The sequence below is a fragment of the Paraburkholderia sp. genome (assembly GCF_049581445.1).
Taxonomy (GTDB): Bacteria; Pseudomonadota; Gammaproteobacteria; order Burkholderiales; family Burkholderiaceae; genus Paraburkholderia.
This window is the reverse complement of record NZ_JBAURZ010000306.1, coordinates 1-22,687: the sequence shown is the minus strand read 5'-3', so window position 1 is coordinate 22,687 and position 22,687 is coordinate 1. Positions and strand designations below refer to the sequence as shown.

Annotated in this window: 25 protein-coding genes; 14 read left to right on the top strand and 11 right to left on the bottom strand. The window is 59.8% G+C overall.

What is annotated here, in order from left to right:
• Positions 1 to 3 precede the first annotated feature (3 nt).
• From WCA85_RS25295 to WCA85_RS25285, 3 genes are all read right to left on the bottom strand, one after another.
• Positions 4 to 816, bottom strand: a complete 813-nt coding sequence (locus tag WCA85_RS25295; protein ID WP_424067595.1) for a TlpA family protein disulfide reductase — start codon at positions 814 to 816, stop codon at positions 4 to 6.
• Positions 813 to 2,207: an FAD-dependent oxidoreductase gene (locus tag WCA85_RS25290; protein ID WP_424067594.1), complete on the bottom strand. Its 1,395-nt coding sequence runs from the start codon at positions 2,205 to 2,207 to the stop codon at positions 813 to 815. The genes WCA85_RS25295 and WCA85_RS25290 overlap by 4 nt, the downstream gene beginning before the upstream one ends.
• Before the next feature lie 192 nt (positions 2,208 to 2,399).
• A complete protein-coding gene (locus WCA85_RS25285) occupies positions 2,400 to 2,705 on the bottom strand; it encodes a hypothetical protein (RefSeq protein WP_424067593.1) in 306 nt (101 codons plus the stop codon).
• A gap of 322 nt (positions 2,706 to 3,027) precedes the next feature.
• Between WCA85_RS25285 and WCA85_RS25280 the strand changes: the two genes are divergently transcribed.
• The 4 genes from WCA85_RS25280 (at position 3,028) to WCA85_RS25265 (ending at position 7,785) form a co-directional block, all read left to right on the top strand.
• Entirely contained in the window at positions 3,028 to 4,050 is a 1,023-nt protein-coding gene (locus WCA85_RS25280) for an SGNH/GDSL hydrolase family protein (protein ID WP_424067592.1), read from the top strand.
• Positions 4,051 to 4,226: 176 nt separating this feature from the next.
• Complete coding sequence (locus WCA85_RS25275; RefSeq protein ID WP_424067591.1) at positions 4,227 to 4,568, top strand: hypothetical protein; 342 nt, start codon at positions 4,227 to 4,229, stop codon at positions 4,566 to 4,568.
• 2 nt (positions 4,569 to 4,570) lie between these two features.
• Positions 4,571 to 5,455 (top strand): 4-hydroxy-tetrahydrodipicolinate synthase family protein, encoded by an 885-nt coding sequence (locus tag WCA85_RS25270; RefSeq protein WP_424067590.1) that lies wholly within the window; start codon positions 4,571 to 4,573, stop codon positions 5,453 to 5,455.
• A 167-nt stretch (positions 5,456 to 5,622) separates the two neighbouring features.
• On the top strand, positions 5,623 to 7,785 hold the full coding sequence (locus WCA85_RS25265) for a tetratricopeptide repeat protein (protein WP_424067589.1): 2,163 nt from the start codon (positions 5,623 to 5,625) through the stop codon (positions 7,783 to 7,785).
• 53 nt (positions 7,786 to 7,838) lie between these two features.
• On the opposite strand, the gene WCA85_RS25260 is transcribed toward WCA85_RS25265, so the two are convergent.
• From WCA85_RS25260 to WCA85_RS25250, 3 genes are read right to left on the bottom strand one after another with little or no spacing between them, the layout of a single operon-like run.
• Positions 7,839 to 8,135, bottom strand: coding sequence for a 4Fe-4S dicluster domain-containing protein (locus WCA85_RS25260; RefSeq protein ID WP_424067588.1), 297 nt, complete (start codon positions 8,133 to 8,135; stop codon positions 7,839 to 7,841).
• A complete protein-coding gene (locus WCA85_RS25255; protein WP_424067587.1) occupies positions 8,132 to 8,446 on the bottom strand; it encodes a hypothetical protein in 315 nt (104 codons plus the stop codon). Before WCA85_RS25255 ends, WCA85_RS25260 begins: the two co-directional genes overlap by 4 nt.
• 11 nt (positions 8,447 to 8,457) lie before the next feature.
• Positions 8,458 to 8,985, bottom strand: coding sequence for an RNA polymerase sigma factor (locus tag WCA85_RS25250; RefSeq protein WP_424067606.1), 528 nt, complete (start codon positions 8,983 to 8,985; stop codon positions 8,458 to 8,460).
• Between WCA85_RS25250 and WCA85_RS25245 the strand changes: the two genes are divergently transcribed.
• The 3 genes from WCA85_RS25245 (at position 8,896) to WCA85_RS25235 (ending at position 10,503) form a co-directional block, all read left to right on the top strand.
• Positions 8,896 to 9,144 (top strand): hypothetical protein, encoded by a 249-nt coding sequence (locus WCA85_RS25245; RefSeq protein ID WP_424067607.1) that lies wholly within the window; start codon positions 8,896 to 8,898, stop codon positions 9,142 to 9,144. The two genes, WCA85_RS25250 and WCA85_RS25245, sit on opposite strands and share 90 nt — an antisense overlap.
• 83 nt (positions 9,145 to 9,227) lie before the next feature.
• Positions 9,228 to 9,749 (top strand): 2,4'-dihydroxyacetophenone dioxygenase family protein, encoded by a 522-nt coding sequence (locus tag WCA85_RS25240; RefSeq protein WP_424067586.1) that lies wholly within the window; start codon positions 9,228 to 9,230, stop codon positions 9,747 to 9,749.
• A 25-nt stretch (positions 9,750 to 9,774) separates the two neighbouring features.
• Positions 9,775 to 10,503 (top strand): SDR family NAD(P)-dependent oxidoreductase, encoded by a 729-nt coding sequence (locus tag WCA85_RS25235; RefSeq protein ID WP_424067585.1) that lies wholly within the window; start codon positions 9,775 to 9,777, stop codon positions 10,501 to 10,503.
• A gap of 152 nt (positions 10,504 to 10,655) precedes the next feature.
• On the opposite strand, the gene WCA85_RS25230 is transcribed toward WCA85_RS25235, so the two are convergent.
• The 4 genes from WCA85_RS25230 to WCA85_RS25215 form a co-directional block, all read right to left on the bottom strand.
• A complete protein-coding gene (locus WCA85_RS25230) occupies positions 10,656 to 11,756 on the bottom strand; it encodes an NADH:flavin oxidoreductase/NADH oxidase (protein WP_424067584.1) in 1,101 nt (366 codons plus the stop codon).
• A 193-nt stretch (positions 11,757 to 11,949) separates the two neighbouring features.
• On the bottom strand, positions 11,950 to 12,867 hold the full coding sequence (gene kdgD, locus WCA85_RS25225) for a 5-dehydro-4-deoxyglucarate dehydratase (RefSeq protein ID WP_424067583.1): 918 nt from the start codon (positions 12,865 to 12,867) through the stop codon (positions 11,950 to 11,952).
• 69 nt (positions 12,868 to 12,936) lie between these two features.
• Complete coding sequence (gudD, locus tag WCA85_RS25220; RefSeq protein WP_424067582.1) at positions 12,937 to 14,286, bottom strand: glucarate dehydratase; 1,350 nt, start codon at positions 14,284 to 14,286, stop codon at positions 12,937 to 12,939.
• 324 nt (positions 14,287 to 14,610) lie between these two features.
• Entirely contained in the window at positions 14,611 to 15,357 is a 747-nt protein-coding gene (locus WCA85_RS25215) for a FadR/GntR family transcriptional regulator (RefSeq protein ID WP_424067581.1), read from the bottom strand.
• 170 nt (positions 15,358 to 15,527) lie between these two features.
• Here WCA85_RS25215 and WCA85_RS25210 point away from each other — a divergent pair, with 170 nt between their 5' ends.
• The 3 genes from WCA85_RS25210 (at position 15,528) to WCA85_RS25200 (ending at position 17,419) form a co-directional block, all read left to right on the top strand.
• A complete protein-coding gene (locus WCA85_RS25210) occupies positions 15,528 to 15,734 on the top strand; it encodes a hypothetical protein (protein ID WP_424067580.1) in 207 nt (68 codons plus the stop codon).
• Positions 15,735 to 16,159: 425 nt separating this feature from the next.
• Positions 16,160 to 16,507, top strand: coding sequence for a DUF4148 domain-containing protein (locus WCA85_RS25205; protein ID WP_424067579.1), 348 nt, complete (start codon positions 16,160 to 16,162; stop codon positions 16,505 to 16,507).
• A 132-nt stretch (positions 16,508 to 16,639) separates the two neighbouring features.
• A complete protein-coding gene (locus tag WCA85_RS25200; protein WP_424067578.1) occupies positions 16,640 to 17,419 on the top strand; it encodes an alpha/beta fold hydrolase in 780 nt (259 codons plus the stop codon).
• A gap of 31 nt (positions 17,420 to 17,450) precedes the next feature.
• Here the strand turns inward: WCA85_RS25200 and WCA85_RS25195 are convergent, their stop codons facing one another.
• Positions 17,451 to 18,932 carry a diguanylate cyclase domain-containing protein gene (locus WCA85_RS25195; RefSeq protein ID WP_424067577.1) on the bottom strand — a complete coding sequence of 494 codons (1,482 nt, stop codon included), beginning with the start codon at positions 18,930 to 18,932 and terminating at the stop codon, positions 17,451 to 17,453.
• 577 nt (positions 18,933 to 19,509) lie between these two features.
• On the opposite strand from WCA85_RS25195, the gene WCA85_RS25190 reads away from it, so the two are divergent.
• The 4 genes from WCA85_RS25190 (at position 19,510) to WCA85_RS25175 (ending at position 22,638) form a co-directional block, all read left to right on the top strand.
• Positions 19,510 to 19,908, top strand: coding sequence for a VOC family protein (locus WCA85_RS25190; protein WP_424067576.1), 399 nt, complete (start codon positions 19,510 to 19,512; stop codon positions 19,906 to 19,908).
• A gap of 47 nt (positions 19,909 to 19,955) precedes the next feature.
• Entirely contained in the window at positions 19,956 to 20,570 is a 615-nt protein-coding gene (locus tag WCA85_RS25185) for a twin-arginine translocation signal domain-containing protein (protein WP_424067575.1), read from the top strand.
• A 111-nt stretch (positions 20,571 to 20,681) separates the two neighbouring features.
• Positions 20,682 to 22,268, top strand: coding sequence for a GMC family oxidoreductase (locus WCA85_RS25180; RefSeq protein WP_424067574.1), 1,587 nt, complete (start codon positions 20,682 to 20,684; stop codon positions 22,266 to 22,268).
• Positions 22,269 to 22,290: 22 nt separating this feature from the next.
• The gene (locus WCA85_RS25175; protein WP_424067573.1) at positions 22,291 to 22,638 is read left to right on the top strand and encodes a ribbon-helix-helix domain-containing protein; all 348 of its coding nucleotides are present in this window, start codon (positions 22,291 to 22,293) and stop codon (positions 22,636 to 22,638) included.
• Positions 22,639 to 22,687: the final 49 nt, after the last annotated feature.

Below are 22,687 nucleotides of genomic sequence, written 5' to 3'. Positions count from 1 at the left end.
AATCTAGCCTCTGGGCACGATAGAGGACGGATACAGCGTCTCAAGTGCGTTTTGGAAAGTAGCTGCCGAAAATGGTCCAAGATGCACCGCCAGCAATTTCCCTTTGCCGTCATAGAAAAGCGTGGTCGGAAAGGCCCGCGCGCCGACCGCACGCGCAACGTCCAAAGATGGATCAAGCAAGAGGTTCTGCAACGAAAGCCCTTGGGTCGACGCAAAATCGCTAACCGTTGCGCGAGATTCACCTTGGTTGACGAATGCCAGGTTCACGCCGTTATATTGACGTTGTGCCTGCGCGAGAATCGGCATTTCTCCGCGACACGGTGCACACCAGCTTGCCCACAGATTAATCACCAGCGGCTTGCCATCATTGCGCGTGAGCGATTGCAGCTTGCCGTGCATATCAACGAGGTTCATCGCGGGCAAAGATTCCGATTCGTTACCTGTACCGGCAAACGTGGTCGCGATACTCCAACTGAAGATGCCGGCAAGCGCCGCAAAAATAGCCGCACGGCGTAACTGGCGGCGACGCACCACCGCCCATAGCGACACAGCAGCACCTGGGACCGCACCAGGCAGCAGATCAAAGCCACGATCGCGAAAGTCCAGCATCTTGAGTACATCCCCTTGATAGGCGGGCAGATAGTGCGCGACAAACGACAGTCGCGACACGACAAGCCCGACGATCACGCTATTCACAATGACCCGCTCAGCAGCGGGATTTCCCCGTCCGGCGATGCGCGCGGCCACCACCGCGATCGCGACGCTCACCAGCAAAATGAGCGGCGCAACCGGAAAGGAAAATGGCCCTATAGTCATTGAGCATTCGCTCGCGGCGGAACCTTGGAAAACAGGATATTCAGCCCTTCCGAAATCAACGGATGCGCAATGATCGCATCACGCACCACGGTGTATGGCAGTTTGCCGAGCATCGCCATCTGCACAGCCGTCACTACATCGCCGGCGTTGGTCCCAAGCATCGAGAAGCCGAGGATCTGATCGGAGTGCGCGTCGACGAGCACCTTCATGAAGCCCTTCGTATTCCCATTGGTCCGGGCGCGCGGCACTGCCGCCATCGGAATCTTCGCGACTCGAACCTCGATGCCCCGAGCCTTGGCATCCGTTTCGTTCAGGCCAATCCGGCCGAGTTCCGGTTCGATAAACAGTGCGTATGGAATGATGCGGTCGTTCGTGGTGAGACTGCCACCGGCCAGTTGCGACTTCAGCACGCGATAGTCGTCAAAAGACGCATGCGTGAACATCGGTGTTCCCGCGACTTCCCCGATCGCCCATGTATTAGCGGCGGTCGTTGCGAGGCGCTCATCCACCTTGATGAAACCGCGCGTATCGAGTTCGACGCCCGCGACGTCCAGCCCCAACCCTCGAGTGACAGGTGTACGCCCTGCTGCGACGAGGATATGACTGCCGGATACACGCTCTCCATTGTTCAACTCCACCGTGACGGCTCGGCCCGAGACACCCGACACGTTTATCGGCTTGACGCCAACCCGGATGCCGATGCCTTCTTCGCCAAGCGCGGTCTCGATCGCCGAGGTGATGTCTTCGTCCTCACGCATCGCGACGCGCGGCGCTTCCTGAATCAGCGTCACCTTGCTGCCAAGACGCCGGTATGCCTGGGCCATTTCGAGGCCAATATAGCCGCCGCCAATCACGATCATGTGCTCAGGTAGTAATTCCAGTTGCAGCGCTTCTACGTGGGTGAGCGGTTGTGCATCCCTTAGGCCGGGGACGTCCGGAATGGCCGCCGTCGTGCCGGTGTTGATGAACACCTGGTCGCCTGCGATCACTCTTTCGCCCCCTTCATTCAGCCGCACGCTGATGGTGCGTGGCGCGATGAAGTGACCGGTGCCCATCACGAGGTCCATACCCGAGCTGATGAACGCCTTGAGGTTAATGTCGACCAGGCCCTCAACCACCGAACGTACGTTCCTGGCAACCTGTGCCATGTCGGTGGCCGGACGGGGACCCGCGTCGCTATCGCGCGACTGGCTGCCAAGCACATGGGCAACCCGTGCGTTCTGGATCAAAGCCTTGGTGGGAATACATGCAACGTTGATGCATGATCCGCCGATCATGCCCCGTTCGATCAGTGCAACTCGTTTGCCCGCTTGGGCCAACTCCATCGCGAGCGTTTTACCGCCCTTTCCTCCGCCGAGGAAAACATACTCGTACTGTTCAACGTTCGACATGATGAGCTCCTTGATTATTAGCATCCGGTTGGGTGCCGCCTGACAAGATGCAAGGCAACTCACATGACCGTGAACGAATTCTAGGACGCCAATTGGCGTGGGAGGATGCCCGCGCCGCTCACAAAGATGCTCGATCGTCTCAACGTCTTCGCGCGAAAAGAGCGGCCGCCCTTTGCGGCCGCCCGCCACACGTCACCGATCCGTTGTAATGGTCATCACTCCCTTGGCGGTTGCATTGTTGACCGTCAAGCTGACCGTAATGCTCGAAATGCCATTCCCGAGAAGCTCGTTCCAGCTTCCCGAGTGCGGGTCACCGTTCTGCACGTATTCGGAAATGAAAATTTCCGCCTGCGGCGAACCGCCATTTCCGTTGAATTTCGACAGCGCTACCGAAGCGTAAACGTTGTCTGATCCATTGAGGTTCACCACGGCGGTTTCGGTGAAGTTGTGCCCGCCTGTCTCGTTCGCCGAGACCCATTCTGTCCAAAGTGCCATCACTCATTCTCCTTCAATCATCACTTCGCTAGCAGGAATTACCTTTCAGGTAGCAGTCGCAATGGGTGCAACATGCGCGCTATTGGACGTCTCCCGCTGGGCGCCCATGTCAGTCAGGACGAAGGGCATCACACCGAATTTGAAGCGAAACGTGTCCCCTCGAACGCTGCGAGACCTTTGCGTAATCGGGGATGGGATCGCTCCAGACCGCCGCTGAAAGACGGCTTGCACGGTTTTTGCGTCACGGGAGTACTTGGTATGCGAGCGATATGCCATAAGCCGGCCACGTGAGCGCCATTGCCCAGCCAATCAGCGGGGAGGAGCCATGCGAGGAATCAGTCACAAGGTACGTCCTGCAATTTTCGCTGCATTTATTTCACTGCTTGCCGCGTGCGGCGGACATGGCGGCAGTTCAAGCAGTGGAAGCAGTACGGCCACTCCGGCGGGCGGCGTTCAGTTGCAGGTTGTCTCGTTCGGCGACAGCCTCTCAGACGTGGGCACTTATGCGCCACTCGCGAGCGCGGTTGGCGGCGGACGCTTCACGACCAACCCGGGGCAGGTGTGGGCGCAGGATGTCGCGCAATACTACGGCGGTACCCTGAGCGCGGCGTACACGATCGACGTTGGGCATGAACTGAGCCCGCAAGGTGGTTTCGGCTACGCGGAAGGTGGGGCCACGGTGGCGACGCCGGCAAACCAATACGACTTTCTTACCGACGTGATCGGCAATGTGGAAATGCCCGTGAACCAGCAGGTTTCAAGCTATCTGTCCGCTCATGGGAGCTTCAATAGCGGTCAACTGGTGCTGGTCTGGGCGGGCGCGAACGACGTGCTGCGCGCCGGGGCTTTGCCTGCTGCGGCGCAAACCGTGCAGACTGCGGCCACCACCCTCGCTCAAATCGTCGGGCAGATCGTCCAGAGCGGCGCGACTCATGTCGTGGTGGTTAATCTCCCGAACATTGGATTGTCACCCACCGGCCTCGCCGCGTCTGACGGCGGCGCAACCCTGAGCCAGTTATCGCAGCTGTTCAACAATGACCTCAACTCAGCCTTGCAGGCAGACGGCCTGCAAAGCAAGGTGATCGAGGTCGACTCTTATACCTGGCTGGACCAGATCATCGCGAACTTTCAGGCCAATGGCTTCACGGTCTCGAACACTGGCCAGGCCTGCGATCCTTCGAAAACCCCCGACGACACGTCACTGCTGTGCTCGCCAGCAACCTACGTGAGCGCTAATGCAGATCAAACGTATATGTTCGCTGACGACCTTCATCCAACGACGCACTTGCATGCCTTGTTTGCCCAATATGTGGAGCAGCAGATCGCCGCGAGCGGACTGGGTCACTAAGCTTCGGGACTTGATAATTCGGCAGCGTAGCCGTTCGGTTCGCCCTCATTCGTCGAACTTCGGCTTCCGCGCAATAGCATTTTTTCGACCGGCAAGCGGTTTTTTTCACAACGTTTACACCGGAGAGTCTAACCTCGAAACTGTCTTGACCAACCCCAGCGGCTCTGCCGCGTACCATGGCTCTCACTCGATCACTTCCGGTCTTCGACGCCGGAGCGCACAGCGCACGACCCCTCTCACGCAATAACGTCATTCCCTTCCCTTCGTCACGCGTGTTGTTACCGGTGACGCTCCATCGCACCACGGACGACCAGTTGCGCGGACAACTCCGGCAACTGTTGCATTCTCCCCTTGGCGTCTACGTGGTAAGCACGCAAACAGTTCGCGATGGTGTCCGCGTGCAATTCGGCATCGCACTCGACGACCTCGACTTCACCCTGCACACGCTGATCGCAACGCTACCTCAAGCGACGATCGGCCAAGCCCAGCGGCGCAACTCAAGCAAAGAAACACACTAGACATGTACTCAGGAATCTGGCTGCCCATTGTCACGCCTTTTCGCGGCGGCGAACTTGATATCGACGCGTTGCAGCGGCTCGCAGAACACTATCTGAGCACCGAGATCAGCGGTTTCGTTGCATTGGGTACCACGGGAGAGGCCGCATTGTTATCAGATGCCGAATGCGTCACGGTACTGGAAGCCCTAAGCGATGTTGTCGGCAAAAGCCTACCGGTACTCGTAGGCGTTTGCGGTTCGGACACACGTGAGGTCGTACGCCAGATCCGGCGTTACGCGCATTGGGACTGCAATGGCTATCTGGTGGCACCGCCTTCGTACATATGTCCGGATCAAGCCGGCGTGCAGTGGCACTTCGAACAGGTTGCGCAGGCAACGGACCGCTCAATTGTCTTATACGACGTGCCGCATCGCACTGGCGTCACAATCGCACCAGACACGGTCGCTCGCTTGCTGGAGCACGACAATATCGTGGCGATCAAGGAATGCGTGAAAGATCACTTCAAGGCACTGAGTGATCTGCCGATTAGTGTGTTGTGCGGCACGGACGAGGCGTTCGTGGACTGCCTGAGCGCCGGCGGAACAGGTGGCATTCTGGCGAGCGCGCACGTCTGCGCCGATCTTCTGGTCGAAGTGCAGGAACTGACCCGGGCAAACCGCGAGGCAGAGGCTCGAACTTTATTCGCAGGATTGCTGCCCGTGTTGCGGTTGTTATTTGACGCACCGAATCCCTCCACAATCAAGGCAATACTGTCATTCGACCATTCCTCGACCGCCGAGACACGGATGCCAATTACACCCGCTTCGGCGCAATTGGTGGAGCGGCTATTCAGGGCCCGCGAGCAATTGCAGAACCTTTCTGCTGAGTTTGCCAGAGCGAGCAATTAGTGTTGGTCTATGGGTCGGAAGCAAAATATCAGCATGGATGGAGACAAGACTGCTTGACGTTCGAGTCGGAGCGCAGTCAGGATAGCGGCTGCAAAAAACCGCGGAGCGAGCCCATAGGGCAGCACGAAACACACCGCGGCGCCCCCTACCACGACGGCCCACGCCTCATGTCCGACGCACCGAAGCACACGCTTTTGATCAAAAGCCGTAATCAGCTGGCAGCTTCACTCCATTCAAAGGGGCAATTTGCCGAGGCATTGTCTGTGGCCGAGCAGACCCTCAATTCCGAAGCCGATCTGTCGAACGACCTTCGGGCTGAGGCGCTGAACATCGCAGCGGCCTGTTCGCTGGGCCTGAATATGGATGCAAATGCAGAAGCCTACTGGCGCCAGTGTATTGACGCGAACCCTGAATTCGATGAAGCCTATGACAGCCTCGGCATGTTGCTCAAATCGCTCAAGCGCCTCGCAGAGGCTGAGGCGATCTACCGTAGATTACAAACCCTTAGGCCCGACCTCGCCGAGGCCAACAACAATCTCGGCGCGGCGCTCTACGATCTGCGTCAACTGCCAGAAGCCGAGTCGTCATACCGGCGGGCGATAGCGATCCGCCCCGACTACGCTGAGGCTCACTTCAATCTCGGCATCGTGTTGCAGGATCTTCGTCGCCTGCACGATGCCGAGTCCGCGTACCGGTCGGCCTTGGCGGCGAGGCCTGACCATGCCGAAGCGCATAACAACCTTGGCAACGTGCTGAAAGAACTGGGACGCCTGCAAGAGGCAGATGAGGCGTACCGCCAGGCCCTGCTTATCAAGCCTGAGAATCCCGCGGCCTTGAACAACCTGGGCGCCGTCCTGAAGCTCTTCAACCGGCTGACCGAGGCCGAACTTGCGTTCCGGCTAGCCGTGACCGTGCGCCCTGATTATGCTGAGGCGCACGCGAACCTCGGTGCGCTCATGCTCACCCTCAAACGCTTGCCCGAGGCCGAGACAGCCTTCCGGCAAGCGATTTTGCATCGCCCGCAATATGCAGAGGCGTACTACAACCTCGGAAATGTTCTTTTCGGTCTCGGCCGCCTGGCCGAGGCCGAGGCGGCTTTCAGAAACGCGATCCGCCTGCGCCCCGAGATTGCTGAAGCGCACCACAACCTGGGCTGTCTGTTAGGGCTGTCCGAAAGCCCGCCCGAGGCTGTCGCGCACCTCACGCAAGCGATCGTCTTACGGCCCGATTACGCAGAGGCTCATTACAATCTCGGCAATCTGTTGAAGCGACTCAATCGGCTGCCTGAAGCCGAATCCGCGTTCCGAACGGCGCTCTCCTTGCGGCCCAACTACAAGGACGCCAGCTTTTTTCTGGCAACCTTACTGCTCGGCAACGGCCAGTTCACGGAAGGATGGCGACTGCACGAGTCGCGCTACGAGCATCCCGGGTTCGCTCATCACAACACGCGTTCGCTGTTGCGTTGCAAGCAGTGGCAAGGCGAGGATCTGTCGGGCAAAACCTTGCTGGTCTGGCAGGAGGACGGCCTGGGCGACATGATCCACTTCAGCCGCTATCTTCCCCTGCTCAAAGCAAAAGGCGCGGCCGAGATCACGCTCGCGTGTACTCCTGTCCTGCATCGATTGATGGCCTCAGTTGATGGTGTCGACAGAGTTGTCGATCCGGAGACTGGGTTAGCACAATCGTCGGGTTACGACTGCTGGACGAGCCTGATGAGCGCCCCATGGCATCTGCGAACGGCCCTCGACACGATTCCGCCGGCCGTTCACCTCATCCCTGAGCCGTCCGTAATTGAACATTGGCGCTCGCGGCTTGCAACGCTCCCGCCTGGTCGCAAGATCGGCGTGGTATGGAAAGGAAATCCACAGCACCACAATGACGTGAACAGGTCGCTGCCATCGCTGGCGACGCTGGCACCCCTCTGGAGCCTGCCCGACGTCAATTTCATCAGTTTGCAAAAGGGACCGGGGGAGGACGAGGCGCGGAACCCGCCCGCAGGAATGCCGCTTCTGCACCTCGGGTCGGACGCCGCCGATTTCGCCGACAGTGCCGCGATCATCAGCCAGCTCGATCTGGTCATCTGCGTCGATACCTCCATCGCCCATCTGGCCGCTTCGCTGCGCAAACCCTGCTGGGTCTTGTTGCCGTCAAAAGGCGTCGACTGGCGCTGGATGCACAACCGGGACGACTCGCCCTGGTATCCGCAAGGCATGCGCCTCTTTCGGCGCTCCGAAGGTGAGTCCTGGCTGGCTACCGTTGAAAGGCTACGGCAAGCGTGTACCGAGCGATTTGCTGACGCGGACCCTTCGGAAGGTCACGTCACTGTCTAAGGGTGGTTGCAGGTTGCCTTAGTTAGACCCAGCGACGTTCCGGGTTGGCACGTTCACTTCGCCCTGGCGAGCGTAATGGCACGTTCCGGGCACGCTGTCACGCACAAACCGCAACCGCGGCACGCGTCTGCGTTCGGCGTGTACGCCACCTGCATGCCGTGTACGCGCAATTTGAACCGGTTCAACGTCCCTAGACGCTCATAGTCTTGCGTGTCGATGCGTCGAATTTCGAAGACGTCTTCCGGGCACACCACCGCGCAATCGCCCTTGCCTTCGCAGTGTTTGAAGCTGACCACAGGGACGATGACGCCTGGCGCCTGCTTGCAGGCGGCTGTCGAGGCGTTGTTCATGCGCCGTTCTCCTCACTCTTGCCGCGAGCCGACGATATGCCCTTCATGAACATCTCGCGCTCTTCCGGCGTCATGCGCTCCCAGCGACGCCACGGTCCGCGACCGTGCCAACCGCCGCGGCCGCGAAAGCCCCCAAACAGGATGCGGCACAAGACCAGCAAGCCAATAGCGTGCGGAAAATCGATCGCCCGCCCGCCAACGAAGAGCGCCGGAATCACCCAGTTCCACAGCCCCATCACGATTGCTCCCAGCACCACGATGGCTACCAGCGCCAACAGTGCCTTGCCAAACCATCTCAGTCTGCATCTCATCGACTGCTCCTTTAAATTTCCAACTCGTCATAGATGGGCTGCAAGCGGGCGCGCAGATGCAGCACCGCATAGCGCTTGCGCGCGAGCAGCGTGTTCACGCCTACGCCGCTTGCGGCGGCCAGTTCCTTGAAGCTGCGACCTTCCAGTTCGTGAGCAATGAAGACCTCACGCTGGTTCGGAGGCAATTCGTCCAATGCGTCCTGCAATGCTTCGAGCAGTACCGAGCGTGCATAGACCGCCTCCGGGCCAGCGTCCTCGGCGGGTAAAGCAAGCTCGAGACGGTATTCGCCGGGGTCGGTGTCGTCGTCGGCGTCGCCATTCGCGAGTTCATCCAGTGATTGCTCCTTGCGCTTGCGAAAAGCATCGATGATGCGATTGCGCGCCACCCGGAACAGCCACGCACTCGCCTGCTCGATTGGCGCGGGCAGCCGGTAGGCCTGGACGAACTCATGAAAGACGTCCTGCAAGATGTCTTCCGCATCACTCGGATCCCGCACCCGGCGCCCGATGAAATGGCCGAGCCGGGAACGCTCACGCAAGATGGTTGCAGTGAGGTCCGTTTCTCGTTCGATCATCGGGTCAGGAGGGAGCGGCGGTTCCATACCTCTGTTGACGTTTCTCGATCGGGAATATTGTGGTCGACAGAAGAAAAACTGGCGCGGGCTTCTTGCGAACAGGTGGCGGCGGTTGCCGATTGATCGGTTGACCGTCGGTGAGCGAGTTCCGATAATAGTCGTACTGTGGACGCGACGTCCACGATGTGGACACTTCAGAGGACTCCATGCCCGAAGCTACCTACTCACCCATGACGCCCTATCAGCTTCCGTTTCCAAAGGAAGCGCAAAAGGAAATCGTCGTTCCCTTTGCCATCCCAACCGACGAACGAGTCTGGGTTCCACAAGCCGAAAACGTGTCATTTCGTCCGCTTTGCCTGAATGCGTCGCAAGGTTACTGGATGAATCTGCTGCGAGTGCGCAAATCAGGTGTACTGAGCAGACACCGTCATCCTCAAGGCGTTCACGGCATGGTGCTGAAAGGCCGTTGGCGCTATCTGGAGCATGACTGGGTCGCCACGGAAGGAAGCTATGTCTACGAGCCGCCGGGCGAAACGCACACGCTCTATGTTCCTGACGATGTCGAAGAAATGATTACGTACTTCCAGGTTAATGGCGTGATGTTCTATTGCGATCCGTACGGCAACTACACCGGTTACGAAGACGTCTTCACGAAGATCGATATGTGCCGCAAGCACTACGCTGCAAACGGTCTTGGTGAGGATTACGTAGACCAGTTCATCCGCTGACCGATATCTTTTGCGCGAAACGCCCATGACATTTCAGACCAATATTCTCGAAGGCAAGGTCGCGCTTGTGACGGGCGGCCTGTCCGGAATCGGCGCGGCGATTGCAAACCAACTGTCTGCACTCGGCGCGAAAACGGTTGCCGCAGGCCTGCCGCTTCCTGCGGACGTGCCTGATACGTTGAGCACAGACATCGAGCGGGTCTCGCTGGACGTGCGCTCTTCAGAAGAAGTTACTGCACTGATGAAGCGCTTTGACAGGCTCGATATCGTCGTCAATTGTGCTGGCGTGATTAGCCGCGTTGAAGAACACCAGATCGACGTGTTCGAACGCGTGCTCGACATCAACCTGAATGGCACCATGCGAGTCTGCACAAGCGCACGTGAGTTATTGAAGGCTTCGTCAGGCTGTATCGTGAATACGGCTTCAATGCTGAGCTTTTTTGGCGGTGGCCTCGTGCCCGCTTACAGCGCAAGCAAGGGCGCGATTGCGCAACTCACCAAGTCGCTCGCTATTGCTTACGCGGTCGACGGCATCCGCGTCAATGCCATTGCACCGGGCTGGATCGCCACGCCGCTCACGCAGGCACTGCAGGATGACGCTGGCCGCTCGCAAGGGATTCTGGACCGTACGCCTATGCATCGTTGGGGTCAGCCTCAGGAAGTGGCGCAGGTCGCGGCCTTTCTGTGCACGCCTGCTGCGTCCTTTATGACGGCGGCGATCGTGCCGGTAGATGGTGGCTACCTCGCCGCATAACGGGCCAAGCTTCGGCGTTGGCCCGCGAGCATAGTGGCATTCTTGGTTAGATTGTGCCCTTACGCTTCGCGGTGCCAACTTTCGATTCCGAGCCAAACCCAGGCGCTGGCGTCGCCCAAAGCATGGCCGTCACCGGGGCAGTACCTTCCGGCTTATTCGGCGGTAGCGTATCGCTCAAGCCAGTGAGCGTACGGTGCCGGCAACACCCACGAAGGCTGCTTCGCCTTGAGATCCTTCGCAGCGTGATACGGCCAATGCGGGTTCGACAGATGCGCGCGGCCCACCATCACCAGATCCAGTTGACCTTGTTCGATCGTACGGTTAGCGATCTCCGGCGAATCGATACCCCACGCCGACGCAACCGGCAGCCCAGCCTCGCGGCGTACGCGCTCGGCGATCGGTGCGAGGAACGCCGGTCCCCAGGGGATGCTCGCGTTCGGCGTCGAGAACCCGACGCTCACGTTCAGCATATCCAGACCACCCTCGCGAAACGCCTTGGTCAGTTCGATCGATTCCTGCAGCGTCACTTCATCGCGACCGTCGTATTCGATCACGCCAAAACGCGCGGTCAACGGCAGATGTTCCGGCCATACTTCGCGGACTGCAGCGAGTGTCTCCAGCGGGAAGCGGCTACGGCCAGCGAGGTCGCCACCGTACAGATCATCACGCTGGTTAGCGTGTACGGAGAAGAAACTCTGTGCAAGATAGCCGTGTGCAAAATGCAGTTCGAGCCATTCGAAGCCCGCATCGCGGGCGCGTCGTGCCGCGGCTGCGAAATCGGCCTTGATGCGCGCAATATCGTCGAGCGTCATTGCCCTGGGCACCTGGGGCAGATTCGCACCGAACGCCACCGCTGACGGCGAGAGCGTCTCCCAGCCACGCGGATCGCCCTCGGCAATATGGTCGTCGCCTTCCCACGGCCGATTCGCGCTTGCCTTGCGGCCTGCATGCGCAATCTGGATACCGGGCACTGCGCCCGCGGCCTTGATTGAGGCCGCAATGCGCGCCATGCCTTCGGCCTGCTCGTCGTTCCACAGTCCAGTGCAGCCCGGCGTAATGCGTCCTTCGGGAGATACGCCGGTGGCTTCGACGATCACGAGGCCGGCGCCACCGCGTGCGATGCTGCTGTAATGCGTCTGATGCCAGTCGTTGGTGAAGCCGTCGACGGCGCTGTACTGGCACATCGGCGGAACCGCAATGCGGTTGCGCAGCGTCACGTCTTTAAGTTTGAAGGGGGTGTAGAGAGCAGACATCGAAGCGATTTCCTTAAGGTAAGCCTAGCTTGACGACAAGGTTAGCGCCTTCTCGTCATAATTAAAACCAGGCCAAGGTAATCGGATCGATAAATTATTGTTATGCCACATCCCGTAGCTTATTGCTCTGGCGCCCCGTGCGGCGATAGAGCAAGTAGCGGGTGCTCCAAACAATAAGCGCCCGCCCCCACGCTTACTGCGCGCCTAGCTTTCTGATCAGCACATCCAGTTGCGCGATCTCTTCTTCGGTGAGATCGGTCAGTGGCGCGCGCACCGGACCCGCATCGCGGCCCACCAGCTTCGCGCCGGCCTTCACGATGCTGACCGCGTAACCCTGGCGGCGATTACGAATGGCCAGATACGGCAGGAAAAACTCATCGAGCAATTTGCCCACGGTGGCGTGATCGTCTGCGGCAATCGCGCGATAAAACTGCATCGCGGTCTTCGGAATGAAATTGAATACCGCCGACGAATACACCGGCACGCCCAACGCTTTATATGCGGCGGCGTAGACCTCCGCAGTCGGCAAGCCGCCGAGATATGAGAAGCGGTCGCCGAGGCGGCGGCGAATCGTCACCATAGCCTCGATTTCACCCACGCCGTCCTTAAAGCCGATCAGGTTCGGGCAACGATCCGCGAGACGTTCGAGCATGTCGGCGTTGAGCTTCGAATTGGCGCGGTTATAGACGATCACGCCCATGTTCTGCACCGATTTGCACACCTGTTCGACGTGCGCGGCGATGCCGTCCTGCGACGCTTCGGTCAGATAGTGCGGCATCAGCAGCACACCGTTCGCGCCCAGCCGCTCAGCTTCCTGCGCGTATTCAATCGCCACGCGCGTCGGACCACCCGCGCCTGCAAGAATTGGCACCTTCCCTTTGCAGGTTTCCGTAGCTGTGCGAATCACATTGCTGTAGTCGCTTTTGGTAAGCGAAAAGAATTCGCCTGTGCCGCCTGCTGCGAACAGCGCTGAAGCGCCATACGGTGCGAGCCATTCCAGGCGCTGCGCGTAAGTGTCGGCGCGGAAGTCGCCTTGGGCGTCGAAGTCCGTTACGGGGAAAGACAGCAGGCCTTCGGAAACAATCGCCTTGAGTTCTTGAGGGGTCGTCATGATGTCGTGAGTATCAGGTTGAGTTCAGGGTGAGCGGCTACAGGTGCTTCCGGCAGCCATGAATCTGGCTTAGCGCACGAGGCACGGACGCTTGTTGTCGAACTTCCAGTTCGGAATCAGGTACTGCATGGCCACACCGTCGTCGCGCGCACCAAGGCCATATTGCTGATACAGCGCATGCGCCTTTTCGAGCGCATCCATATCCAGTTCGATACCGAGGCCCGCAGCGCTCGGCACCTTGACCTTGCCGCCGACAATCTGGAGCGGGTCGCGCGTCAGGTGCTGACCGTCCTGCCAGATCCAGTGCGTGTCGATGGCGGTGATCTTGCCGGGCGCCGCAGCCGCCACGTGCGTGAACATCGCGAGTGAGATGTCGAAGTGATTGTTCGAATGCGAGCCCCACGTCAGCCCCCAGTCGTTGCACATCTGCGCAACCCGCACCGAGCCTTGCATGGTCCAGAAGTGCGGATCGGCGAGCGGGATATCGACCGACTGCAACTGGATGGCGTGGCCCATCTGACGCCAGTCTGTTGCAATCATGTTGGTCGCCGTGGGCAGGCCGGTAGCACGACGGAATTCGGCCATTACCTCGCGGCCCGAATAACCGTTTTCCGCACCACACGGATCTTCCGCGTAGGCCAGCACATCGCGCTTGTCGCGGCACAGACGCACCGCTTCGGCGAGCGACCAGGCACCGTTCGGGTCCAGCGTCACGCGTGCTTTCGGAAACCGCTCGGCGAGCGCCGTGACCGCTTCCATTTCCGCGTCGCCAGCCAGCACGCCGCCCTTCAGCTTGAAATCGTTGAAACCGTAGCGCGCCTGCGCGGCCTCGGCCAAGCGCACGACGGCTTCGGGCGTCATAGCTTCTTCGGTACGCACGCGCTCCCAGTCGTCGCGCCCTTGTGCGCCGCTCGCGTACGGCAGATCGGTCTTGTTGCGGTCGCCGATATAGAACAGGTAACCGAGCATTTCTACTTCGTCGCGCTGCTGCCCTTCGCCGAGCAGCGCCGCGACCGGCACACCCAGGTGCTGCCCGAGCAGATCGAGCAGCGCGGCTTCGAGCGCGGTCACCGCGTGAATGGCGGTGCGCAGATCGAAGGTCTGCAGGCCACGCCCGCCAGCGTCGCGATCGGCGAACTGCGTGCGGGCCTTGTTGAGCAGGGCTTGCAGATTGCCGATGGACTGGCCGACCACGAGTGCACGCGCATCCTCGATGGTCTTGCGGATGCTCTCGCCGCCGGGCACTTCCCCCACGCCCGTGTTGCCAGCGCTATCACGCAGGATCACAACGTTGCGGGTAAAGAACGGTCCGTGTGCGCCGCTCAGGTTCAACAACATGCTGTCACGACCGGCGACGGGCACGACGCGCAGTTCGGTGACGGTCGGGGTAGCGTTCGATTGTGAGGGTTTCGTGGACATGAACGTGGACCTGGTAAATGAGTGACGAACGGTCGCCACACAGTTGTATGACGACAGTCTACTCGTTTTTTACCAAGGTTTCCAACTGCGATTCGATCTTCGTTAACCCTACGTATCGGCGCTATATCGGGGAGAAACTGGCTTTATCCCACCCAGCGCGGAGCTTCAGACATGAATTAACACATCAAGTTGTACGATGACTCAATTGCAAGCCGAATCATCATACGAACCGCACCGAAGCCGCGAACATAAGCGCCGGACGTAAAAAAAGCGGCCACTCGGCCGCCTGCTTGCACGACAAGGCCAAACACGTCGGCCCACACGTCAGGCACTCTCCTCCGGCGCGGTACTCGCACGGCGCAGCCTTTCACGGCTGCCCGAAAGATGCATACGCATCGCTGCACGCGCACCCTCGGGGTCACGTCGAATGATGGCGTCGAGAATGCTTTCGTGTTCGATATTGACGCGCGCCATGTAGGCGGCCGGATCACTGTTAGCAAGACTGGGGGAATCGACGCGATGCCGCGGAATCAGTTCGGTACCCATCTGCGTCAGGATGTCGACGAAATACCGATTGCCGGTGGCGCTCGCCACCGTGACGTGAAAGCGCAAATCGGCAGCCGCGCTGTCGCCGCCCGCGCGGCTGGTCTCTTCAACCGCATCCAGCGCCGCACGAATATTGACAATGTCGCGTTCACTGGCGCGCTGCGCAGCAAGCCCGGCGCATTCCGTTTCAAGGCTGATGCGCAACTCCATCACCGATAGCAAATCCGCCAGCGTCGTGGCCGGCACCATCTCAAGACCTAGCGGTTCGCGGTGCGGTTCGAGCACGAAGCTGCCAATTCCATGACGCGTTTCGATCACCGAATTGGCCTGTAACCGCGAAATCGCCTCGCGCACCACCGTGCGGCTCACGCCGAGCAGCGACATCAGGGTCGTCTCGGTCGGCAATTTGTCACCCGGCTTCAATGCGTGCGTTGCGACCTGTTCGTTGATGAAGTTCACCACACGGTCAGCAAGACTACCGCGCGCGCGTGCAGGGGGCGCAATGAGAGTGGGGAACGCGGTCATTGAACAGACCTCCTTGGTGGTTTGCCGGCCCGGTCATTATACGTTGTCCTACAACGCACAAGTCCGCTTTAGCCGGGTCAACCGTAGATACCAAGGACGACTGCAGTTCTGGCATCAGCCCCCAAGGTTTAGCATCGACTGCCTCGCCCTGCCTTGTGGCGTTGCTGCTGATGACGTCAGACGACAGCATCGAAACGGTTGACCGGCCGAGTCATACGGGCAGTCAACCGCCCCGTGCCATGCTCGAACACAGTGTGATTCTCGCGCCTGGGACGGTATTTTCGCCGTACCCGGAGAACACATCCCCTTATTGCCGGTTCGATGTCGCCTATCTGGCCGATCCACGGTTTGCAGCGGCGCTACGGGCGCTCGGATAGGACACTATCGCTTCGTAGGCGTGGCCCCGCTTGCACACCATGCCTGAGATGCGATGGCATGCGCCGTCGCTTCACGCCGACTTAGCCGCAATTCACGACCTCTCCTGCCATTTCATCGCAAACCGATAGCGACTGGACCTGCTCCCGGCCAACATAGCGTCACACCAAGCAAACGTGTTTGTTTCCGGGGCTTAGGGACACCACCGAAAAATTGTTGGAATATCCGGTGAAACCCTGTGTTAGCCCTAATGTAGACGCGAAACGAACTGACCTGCCGCGCCAGCGAAAGCGAATTCAAAGGCGAGCGCCTACGGGCTGCTGTGAAATGAAGTGAATGGCCTCGCCTGTCAGCAGGCAGACTTGAAATACGAAGCTTTTCAACCATACGCATCAACCGAAGTTTATCTATTACTTAGGAATACGACATGAAATCCAAGCTCGCCATTGCCCTTTCGATGATCCTCGTCGCTTCGGCCGCAGCCGTCACCAACGCCTCCGCCCAAGAAGCCACCCGTGCCCAGGTTCGCGCCGAGCTGGTGCAGATCGAACAGGCCGGTTACAACCCTGCCCGTGGCGCAGATCCGGCCTATCCGGCCGACATCCAGGCTGCTGAAGCGAAGGTCGCCGCGCAAGACGACGCAAACCTGAGCCGTGACGCTGTGGGCGGAACGCAGCCGAATGGATCGTCTGCTGCCGGCACGCGTATTCATGGCGCCATGCAATCGTCCTGCGTGGGTCCGGTCAGCTTCTGCAACATCTATGCTGGCAGCTAACTTGCCAACAGCAGCGCGTGGGCCAGCCCTTGCAGCATCCGCCCACGCAAGCAACTCGTAATGCCTCTCGCTGTCCGAACAGCAGCAGTCACACGTCGCCCAAAACGAACAAAAACTAACAGGATATTTGTCGTGAAACTCACTTCCCTCATGCTCTCGGCGGCTGTCGCCGCTGGATCCATCGCAAGCGCCAACGTGATGGCGCAGACCGACGCGGCCACTCCTGGCGCAATCAGGAACATCGTGCTGGTGCACGGCGCGTTCGTGGACGGTTCAGGCTGGAAGCCCGTCTACGAAATTCTCAAGCGCGATGGCTATAACGTCAGCCTGGTTCAGGAGCCGCTGACGTCACTCGCTGACGATGTCACCGCGACAAAGCGCGTTATCGACCTGCAGCCAGGTCCGACGATTCTCGTTGCACACAGCTACGGCGGCACGGTCATTACCGAAGCAGGCACCGACCCGAAGGTTGCCGGTCTGGTGTACATCGCCGCGCATGAGCCCGACGCCGGCGAAACGGAATCGGCTAACGGCAAGCGCTTCCCGGCCAAAGCCGCTGCGCCGCTGAAGACGGCTGACGGTTATCTGTACCTGGATCCAGCCCGCTTCCATGAGGACTTCTCGGCCGATCTGCCCGCCGCTCAAGCCGATTTCGAAGCACACTCGCAGATCCCGACCGCCGCGCAGGTATTCACGACGCCGGTCACGGAGCCGGCCTGGAAGGTCAAGCCGAGTTGGGCGCTGGTCGCCACCGACGATCACATCATCAGCCCGGATCTGGAACGCATGTATGCGGCGCGCGCGCACAGTCACACGGTAGAAGTGCAAGGCGCGAGCCACTCAGTCTACGAGACCCGGCCGAAGGAAGTGGCTGCGTTGATCGAACAGGCTGCTCAGCACGTGCAAAACTAGGCTACAGCTACAGCTTGCGATGCGAAGACGGTCAGGCGGCGATTGCGCCGTCTGATTTCGTTTGTGAGCGGCAGGACTGACCACGCGCCTTGGCTTGGTACATGGCCAGATCGGCCTTCCTGATCAGTTCGCGCGACGTGTCGCCTGCTTCGAGTACCGAAGTCCCCAGGCTTGCGGTAACCACCCCCACTGCCAGGCGCCCACCCAGCGGCATCGCCAGCGCCGCAAGCACATCGCCGACAATCTGCTCGGCCACGCCGTGCGCGCCCTCGGCCCTGATCACGAGAAGAAACTCGTCGCCGCCGAGGCGCCCTGCTATAGCGCGGGCTTCCACCGTTCCGCGCAGCCGCGCCGCCACCGTTACCAGAATTTCATCGCCGCATTGATGACCGAACGTATCGTTCAGATCCTTGAAGTTATCGAGGTCGATGAAGATCGCGGCCACCTTGCCAGCGGAGCCTGGTGCGGCGACCGCTTCGTCCAGCAGATCCATGATCTGGCCACGGTTGGGCAGTCCGGTCAGCCGATCCGTTTGCGACAGACGCCGCAACGCGTCCTTACCCTTCAGCAGTTTGCCGATCAGCGACGTGATCCATGCCGACAATCCGGCAAGCAAGACTGAAATCACGGTTGCCATCGTCACGTAGACGCGGCGCATCCTGAAGTAGTCGTCCAGCGCCTCGTCCACCGAGAGCCCCGCGACGACAGTCAAGCCGTAACGGTCGAGTTGACGGCTCGCGACGATACGCTCGACGTGATCGAGCGGGTCGGCGAAATCGTCGACACCCGTCTTGCGAAATGTCATATAGCTGGTCGGCATCACGTCGCCGGTCTTGCTCGGCGCATCGCCCGCACGGCGCGACAACATGAAGCCGCGCCCCGACAGGACCGCAATCATGCCGTGGTCGCCTAACGCGGCACTGTTGTAGAAGCCGTCGGTCAAATACGCAGGGTCTTCGGAAACAATGACAACGCCGCCAAAGCTGCCATCGGCGCGATTGATGCGCCGGGTCGCCTGCACCGACCACTGCTTGGAAATACGTCCGATCACCGGCTGACTGATGAAGAGCCCCGCGTCGGCGCGCTGCCGGTGGATTCGGAAATGGGCACGGTCGCTCAGATCAACCGCCCCCGAAAACGGAATCGTCGATGCAATCACACGGCCGTCTGCACCGGCCAGCGTCACCTGAAGCGCGGTGTCGGCGCTGATCAGCCCATAACGCTGGTAGCGGGTCAGGTCGAAGGTTTGTGGCGAGCTCTCGTAGCCGTATTTCACCAGCAAGGCGATTTCGTCGACGTCATGAATCGTCTTGAGTGTATGAGTTTCCAGCGCGTCGGCGAGCGTGCGCGCTGCCACGCGCGTATCGTGCATCACCGCGGCTTTCTCGACGTGCAGCCGCAACAGGATCGTGATCCACAAGACGGCCAGCACGAAAACGGTCAGCGCCGGCACAAGGATCAGTGCGCGGTGCGACGAACTCCTGCTGTTAGCGTCGTACGGTGTTCGTTCCATGAACGTATTCAGCTTGTCGCACGAAGGCGATCCTTGGGTGTTGAGCAGGTTCAGACACCCGTGCCGCTGCCGTCGAAGACGCCAGCTTCATCGATGAGTGCAATTCCGCCGCTATTTAGCGGGTCCGCGTCGCGCCGAGTGTCTTGTCGGTATAACGGCGCGGCGGCGCAAAAGTTTATTGTCCGTTTCAAATTGCCGTGATGAATACGCGGTCGTTTTTGTCTGATGAAATCACGGCGGTTAGCGGGCCTGCGCGGCCCAAAACGCTCGCTGGGCCCGCATGATCTCCGCTTCCAGCAAGCGTTGATTTCACGCATTCATTTCGCATAGCACCGTACCTCGCCATGACCTATTCAAAGCCGAGTCAACGGGTTGCGCCTGCCACGCCGCATGTTGCAGCGCATGTGGTCTCGTGACGCTCACCGGCCGGCCTCAGTGCATAAACCGCCAGTCACTGAAAGCCAAACCATCGACGCGCATGCAACATAGGGCAACTCCCTAGCACCGTTTAGCCGGGCATTACCCCCGCCGCAAATGCGTTGCCTAAACTGGATATACAAAAGGAGGGGACACGCAGATGGCCAAACTCATCCACACAATGATCCGCGTGCACGATCTGGAGCGCTCGCTCAAGTTCTACCGCGACGCGTTCAATCTCGACGTCGCTCACCGGCTCGATTTCCCTGACTTCATACTCGCCTATTTGCGCAACGCTGAGGCAGATGCGGAGATTGAACTGACCTGGAATCGCGGGCGCACCGAACAATACTCGCATGGCGACGGTTACGGCCATGTCGCCTTTAGCGTCGACGACGCGCGCGCCGAGCGCGAGCGTCTGATTGGCCTCGGCCTCGCGCCGAATGACATGCGCGAGTTTCATCACGACAACGGAGAACTGATCGCCCGGTATTTCTTTATTCAGGATCCTGACGGTTACAAGATCGAAGTCCTGGAACGCTACGGCCATTACCAGTAAAACGACGCGCCAACGCGTGCAGTCCGAATCACAGCAAGGAGACAACCATGCAGACAAAAGTCATTCCTATAGCGCACGACCACGACGACCACGCGGTCTCGGCTGCCATGAAAATTCCTCTGACGCGAAGGGAGTTATTGAAGGGCACTGGTGTCCTTACTGGCACGCTGGCGTTCTCGTCGATTTTCGCGGCGCTCGCGCCAAGCCGTGTATGGGCCGTCGAACTACAAGGGCTCGACAGCCATCAGGGCGAAGTGGTTCTCGCCTTCACGCGTCAGGTGTATCCGCACCCAACGCTGGATGACGCCGTGTATGCGCTTGTTGTGAAAGACCTGGATGCCAAGGCACGCAAGGATCCGGCCGTGCAGCAACAACTGGCCGCCGGCGTGCAACAACTGGATGCGCTCGGTGGCTCGAACTGGGCCAAACGCGACGCCGCTGCTCAGGCGCACGATGTCGAGTCGATGGCGAACACGCCGTTCTTCACTACCATACGCAGCACCGCTGTGGTTTCACTGTATAGCAACACGCTCGCCTACACGCACTTTGGTTATGGAGCGTCCGAGGGCGACGCCGGTTACCTCTACAAGGGATTCAACAGCCTGTCATGGTTGCCCAACCCGCCAGCTGTCGATAGTGGCCCGATTCCTTCGGATAGCTAACTACGATTGAAACTATCTTGCATTGGATCGGAACGCCTGGCGTGGGACCGGAGTAAGCGCTGAAGCGCCAACTCCAGTCGACTGCGGTGCATGGGACAAAGGAGACGGATGATGGAACAGGACAACAACAAAGTGCGGTTTTCCCACAATGATGACCGTGTAGTAGTGATTGTCGGCTCAGGCGCAGGTGGTGGCACCCTTGCGAACGAACTGGCCCAAAAGGGCATCAATGTCGTGGTGCTGGAAGCGGGCGCAATGCATACGCAGGGCGACTACCTTACAGATGAATGGGGCTCGTTCCAGTTGCTGTCGTGGCTGGACAAGCGGACCACCTCCGGAACCTGGCGGGTCGCAACCGACTTCCCCAATCTGCCTGCGTGGATCTGCAAGACCGTGGGCGGCACCACGACGCACTGGGCCGGTGCGAGCCTGCGTATTCAGCCGTATGAGTTCAAGGCGAAGACCACCTATGGCGATATCAAGGACGCCTCGCTAATGGACTGGCCGCTCACGCGCGAAGATCTGAACCCCTACTACGACCGCGCCGAAAAGAAGATGGGCGTGACCCGTACAAACGGCTTGCCGGGATTGCCGGGTAACAACAACTTCAAGGTGATGTCTGCTGGTGCGACGAAGGTAGGATACAAGCAGTGCAATACCGGCCACATGGCGATTAACAGCATCGTCCGCGATGACCGCAGTCACTGCTTCCAACGTGGCTTCTGCTTCCAGGGCTGTCGAACCGGCGCAAAATGGTCGACGCTCTACACCGAATTGCCCCGGGCCCAGGCCACCGGCCATATGGAACTGCGGACCCAGGCACATGTCGTGCGCATCGAGCACGACACGCGCGGCAGAGCGAAAGAAGTGGTGTATTACGGCGCTGACGGCAAACTGCAGCGTCAAAAGGCACGCATTGTGGCAGTCGCAGGTAATTCGATCGAAACGCCGCGTCTGTTACTCAATTCGCATTCAGGACGTTTTGCGGACGGACTCGCCAACTCGTCAGGACAGGTGGGACGCAACTATATGCGCCACACCACAGGCTCTGTGTATGCCGTGTTCGACGACAAGGTCGATATGTTCAAGGGCACCACAATGGCCGGCATCATCGAGGACGAAGCCGTCTTCAACCCGCAGCGCGGCTTTGCGGGTGGCTACCATATGGAGACGATTTCGCTCGGCCTGCCGTTCTATGCTGCCTTTCTGGATCCGGGCGCATGGGGTCCAAAATTCACGCAAGCGATGGACGAATACGCGTATACCGCCGGCATGTGGATTGTGGGCGAAGATATGCCGCGTGCCAGCAACCGGATCACCTTGAACAACGACGTCAAGGACCAGTACGGTCAACCGGTGGCCAACGTGCATTTCGACGACCATCCGAATGACGAAGCGATGCGCGAACACGCGTTCCAGCAAGGTTCTGCTGTTTATGCGGCAGCGGGTGCGAAGAAGGTGTACCGCGTACCGCCTTATCCTTCGACGCACAATCTCGGCACGTGCCGCATGAGCGCCCACCAGGACGACGGCGTTTGCAACAGCTACGGACAGACGCATGACGTCCCGAACCTGTTCATCTCCGACGGCAGCCAGTTCACCACCGGCGCGGCCGAAAACCCAACCCTGACGATCGTGACGCTAGCGATCCGGCAGGCCGACTACATCTCCGCCCAGATGAGCAAACGTGCGGTCTGAACCCTGAAGAGGAAACCGAGCCATGTGTGGAATCTACATCAACGCCGACCCGATTCTGTACGAATCGCGTACGCGTTCGCTGCGTATCCACGGCGTGATTACAACTGTTCGCCTGGAGAATCTGTTCTGGGATGTGCTGCATGAGATTGCCGGACGAGAGGGCATGACAACCAGCCAGTTCGCCGTGAAACTCTACGATGAACTGATCGCGCTGCGCGGCGAGATGCCAACTAACTTCGCGTCGTTCCTGCGCGTGTGCTGCCTGCGCTATCTGTCCATGCGCGAGGCGAGCGGCGCCGCGACGGCGAGCACCGCAGCGGACCCGGCTCCAGTCAGCGAGCAACGGCCGCGTATTCTCAAGACGGTTTGAGGTTAGTTGCTGGTGGACTGGACGCGCGAAGTGCGCAGGCCCGGATGCC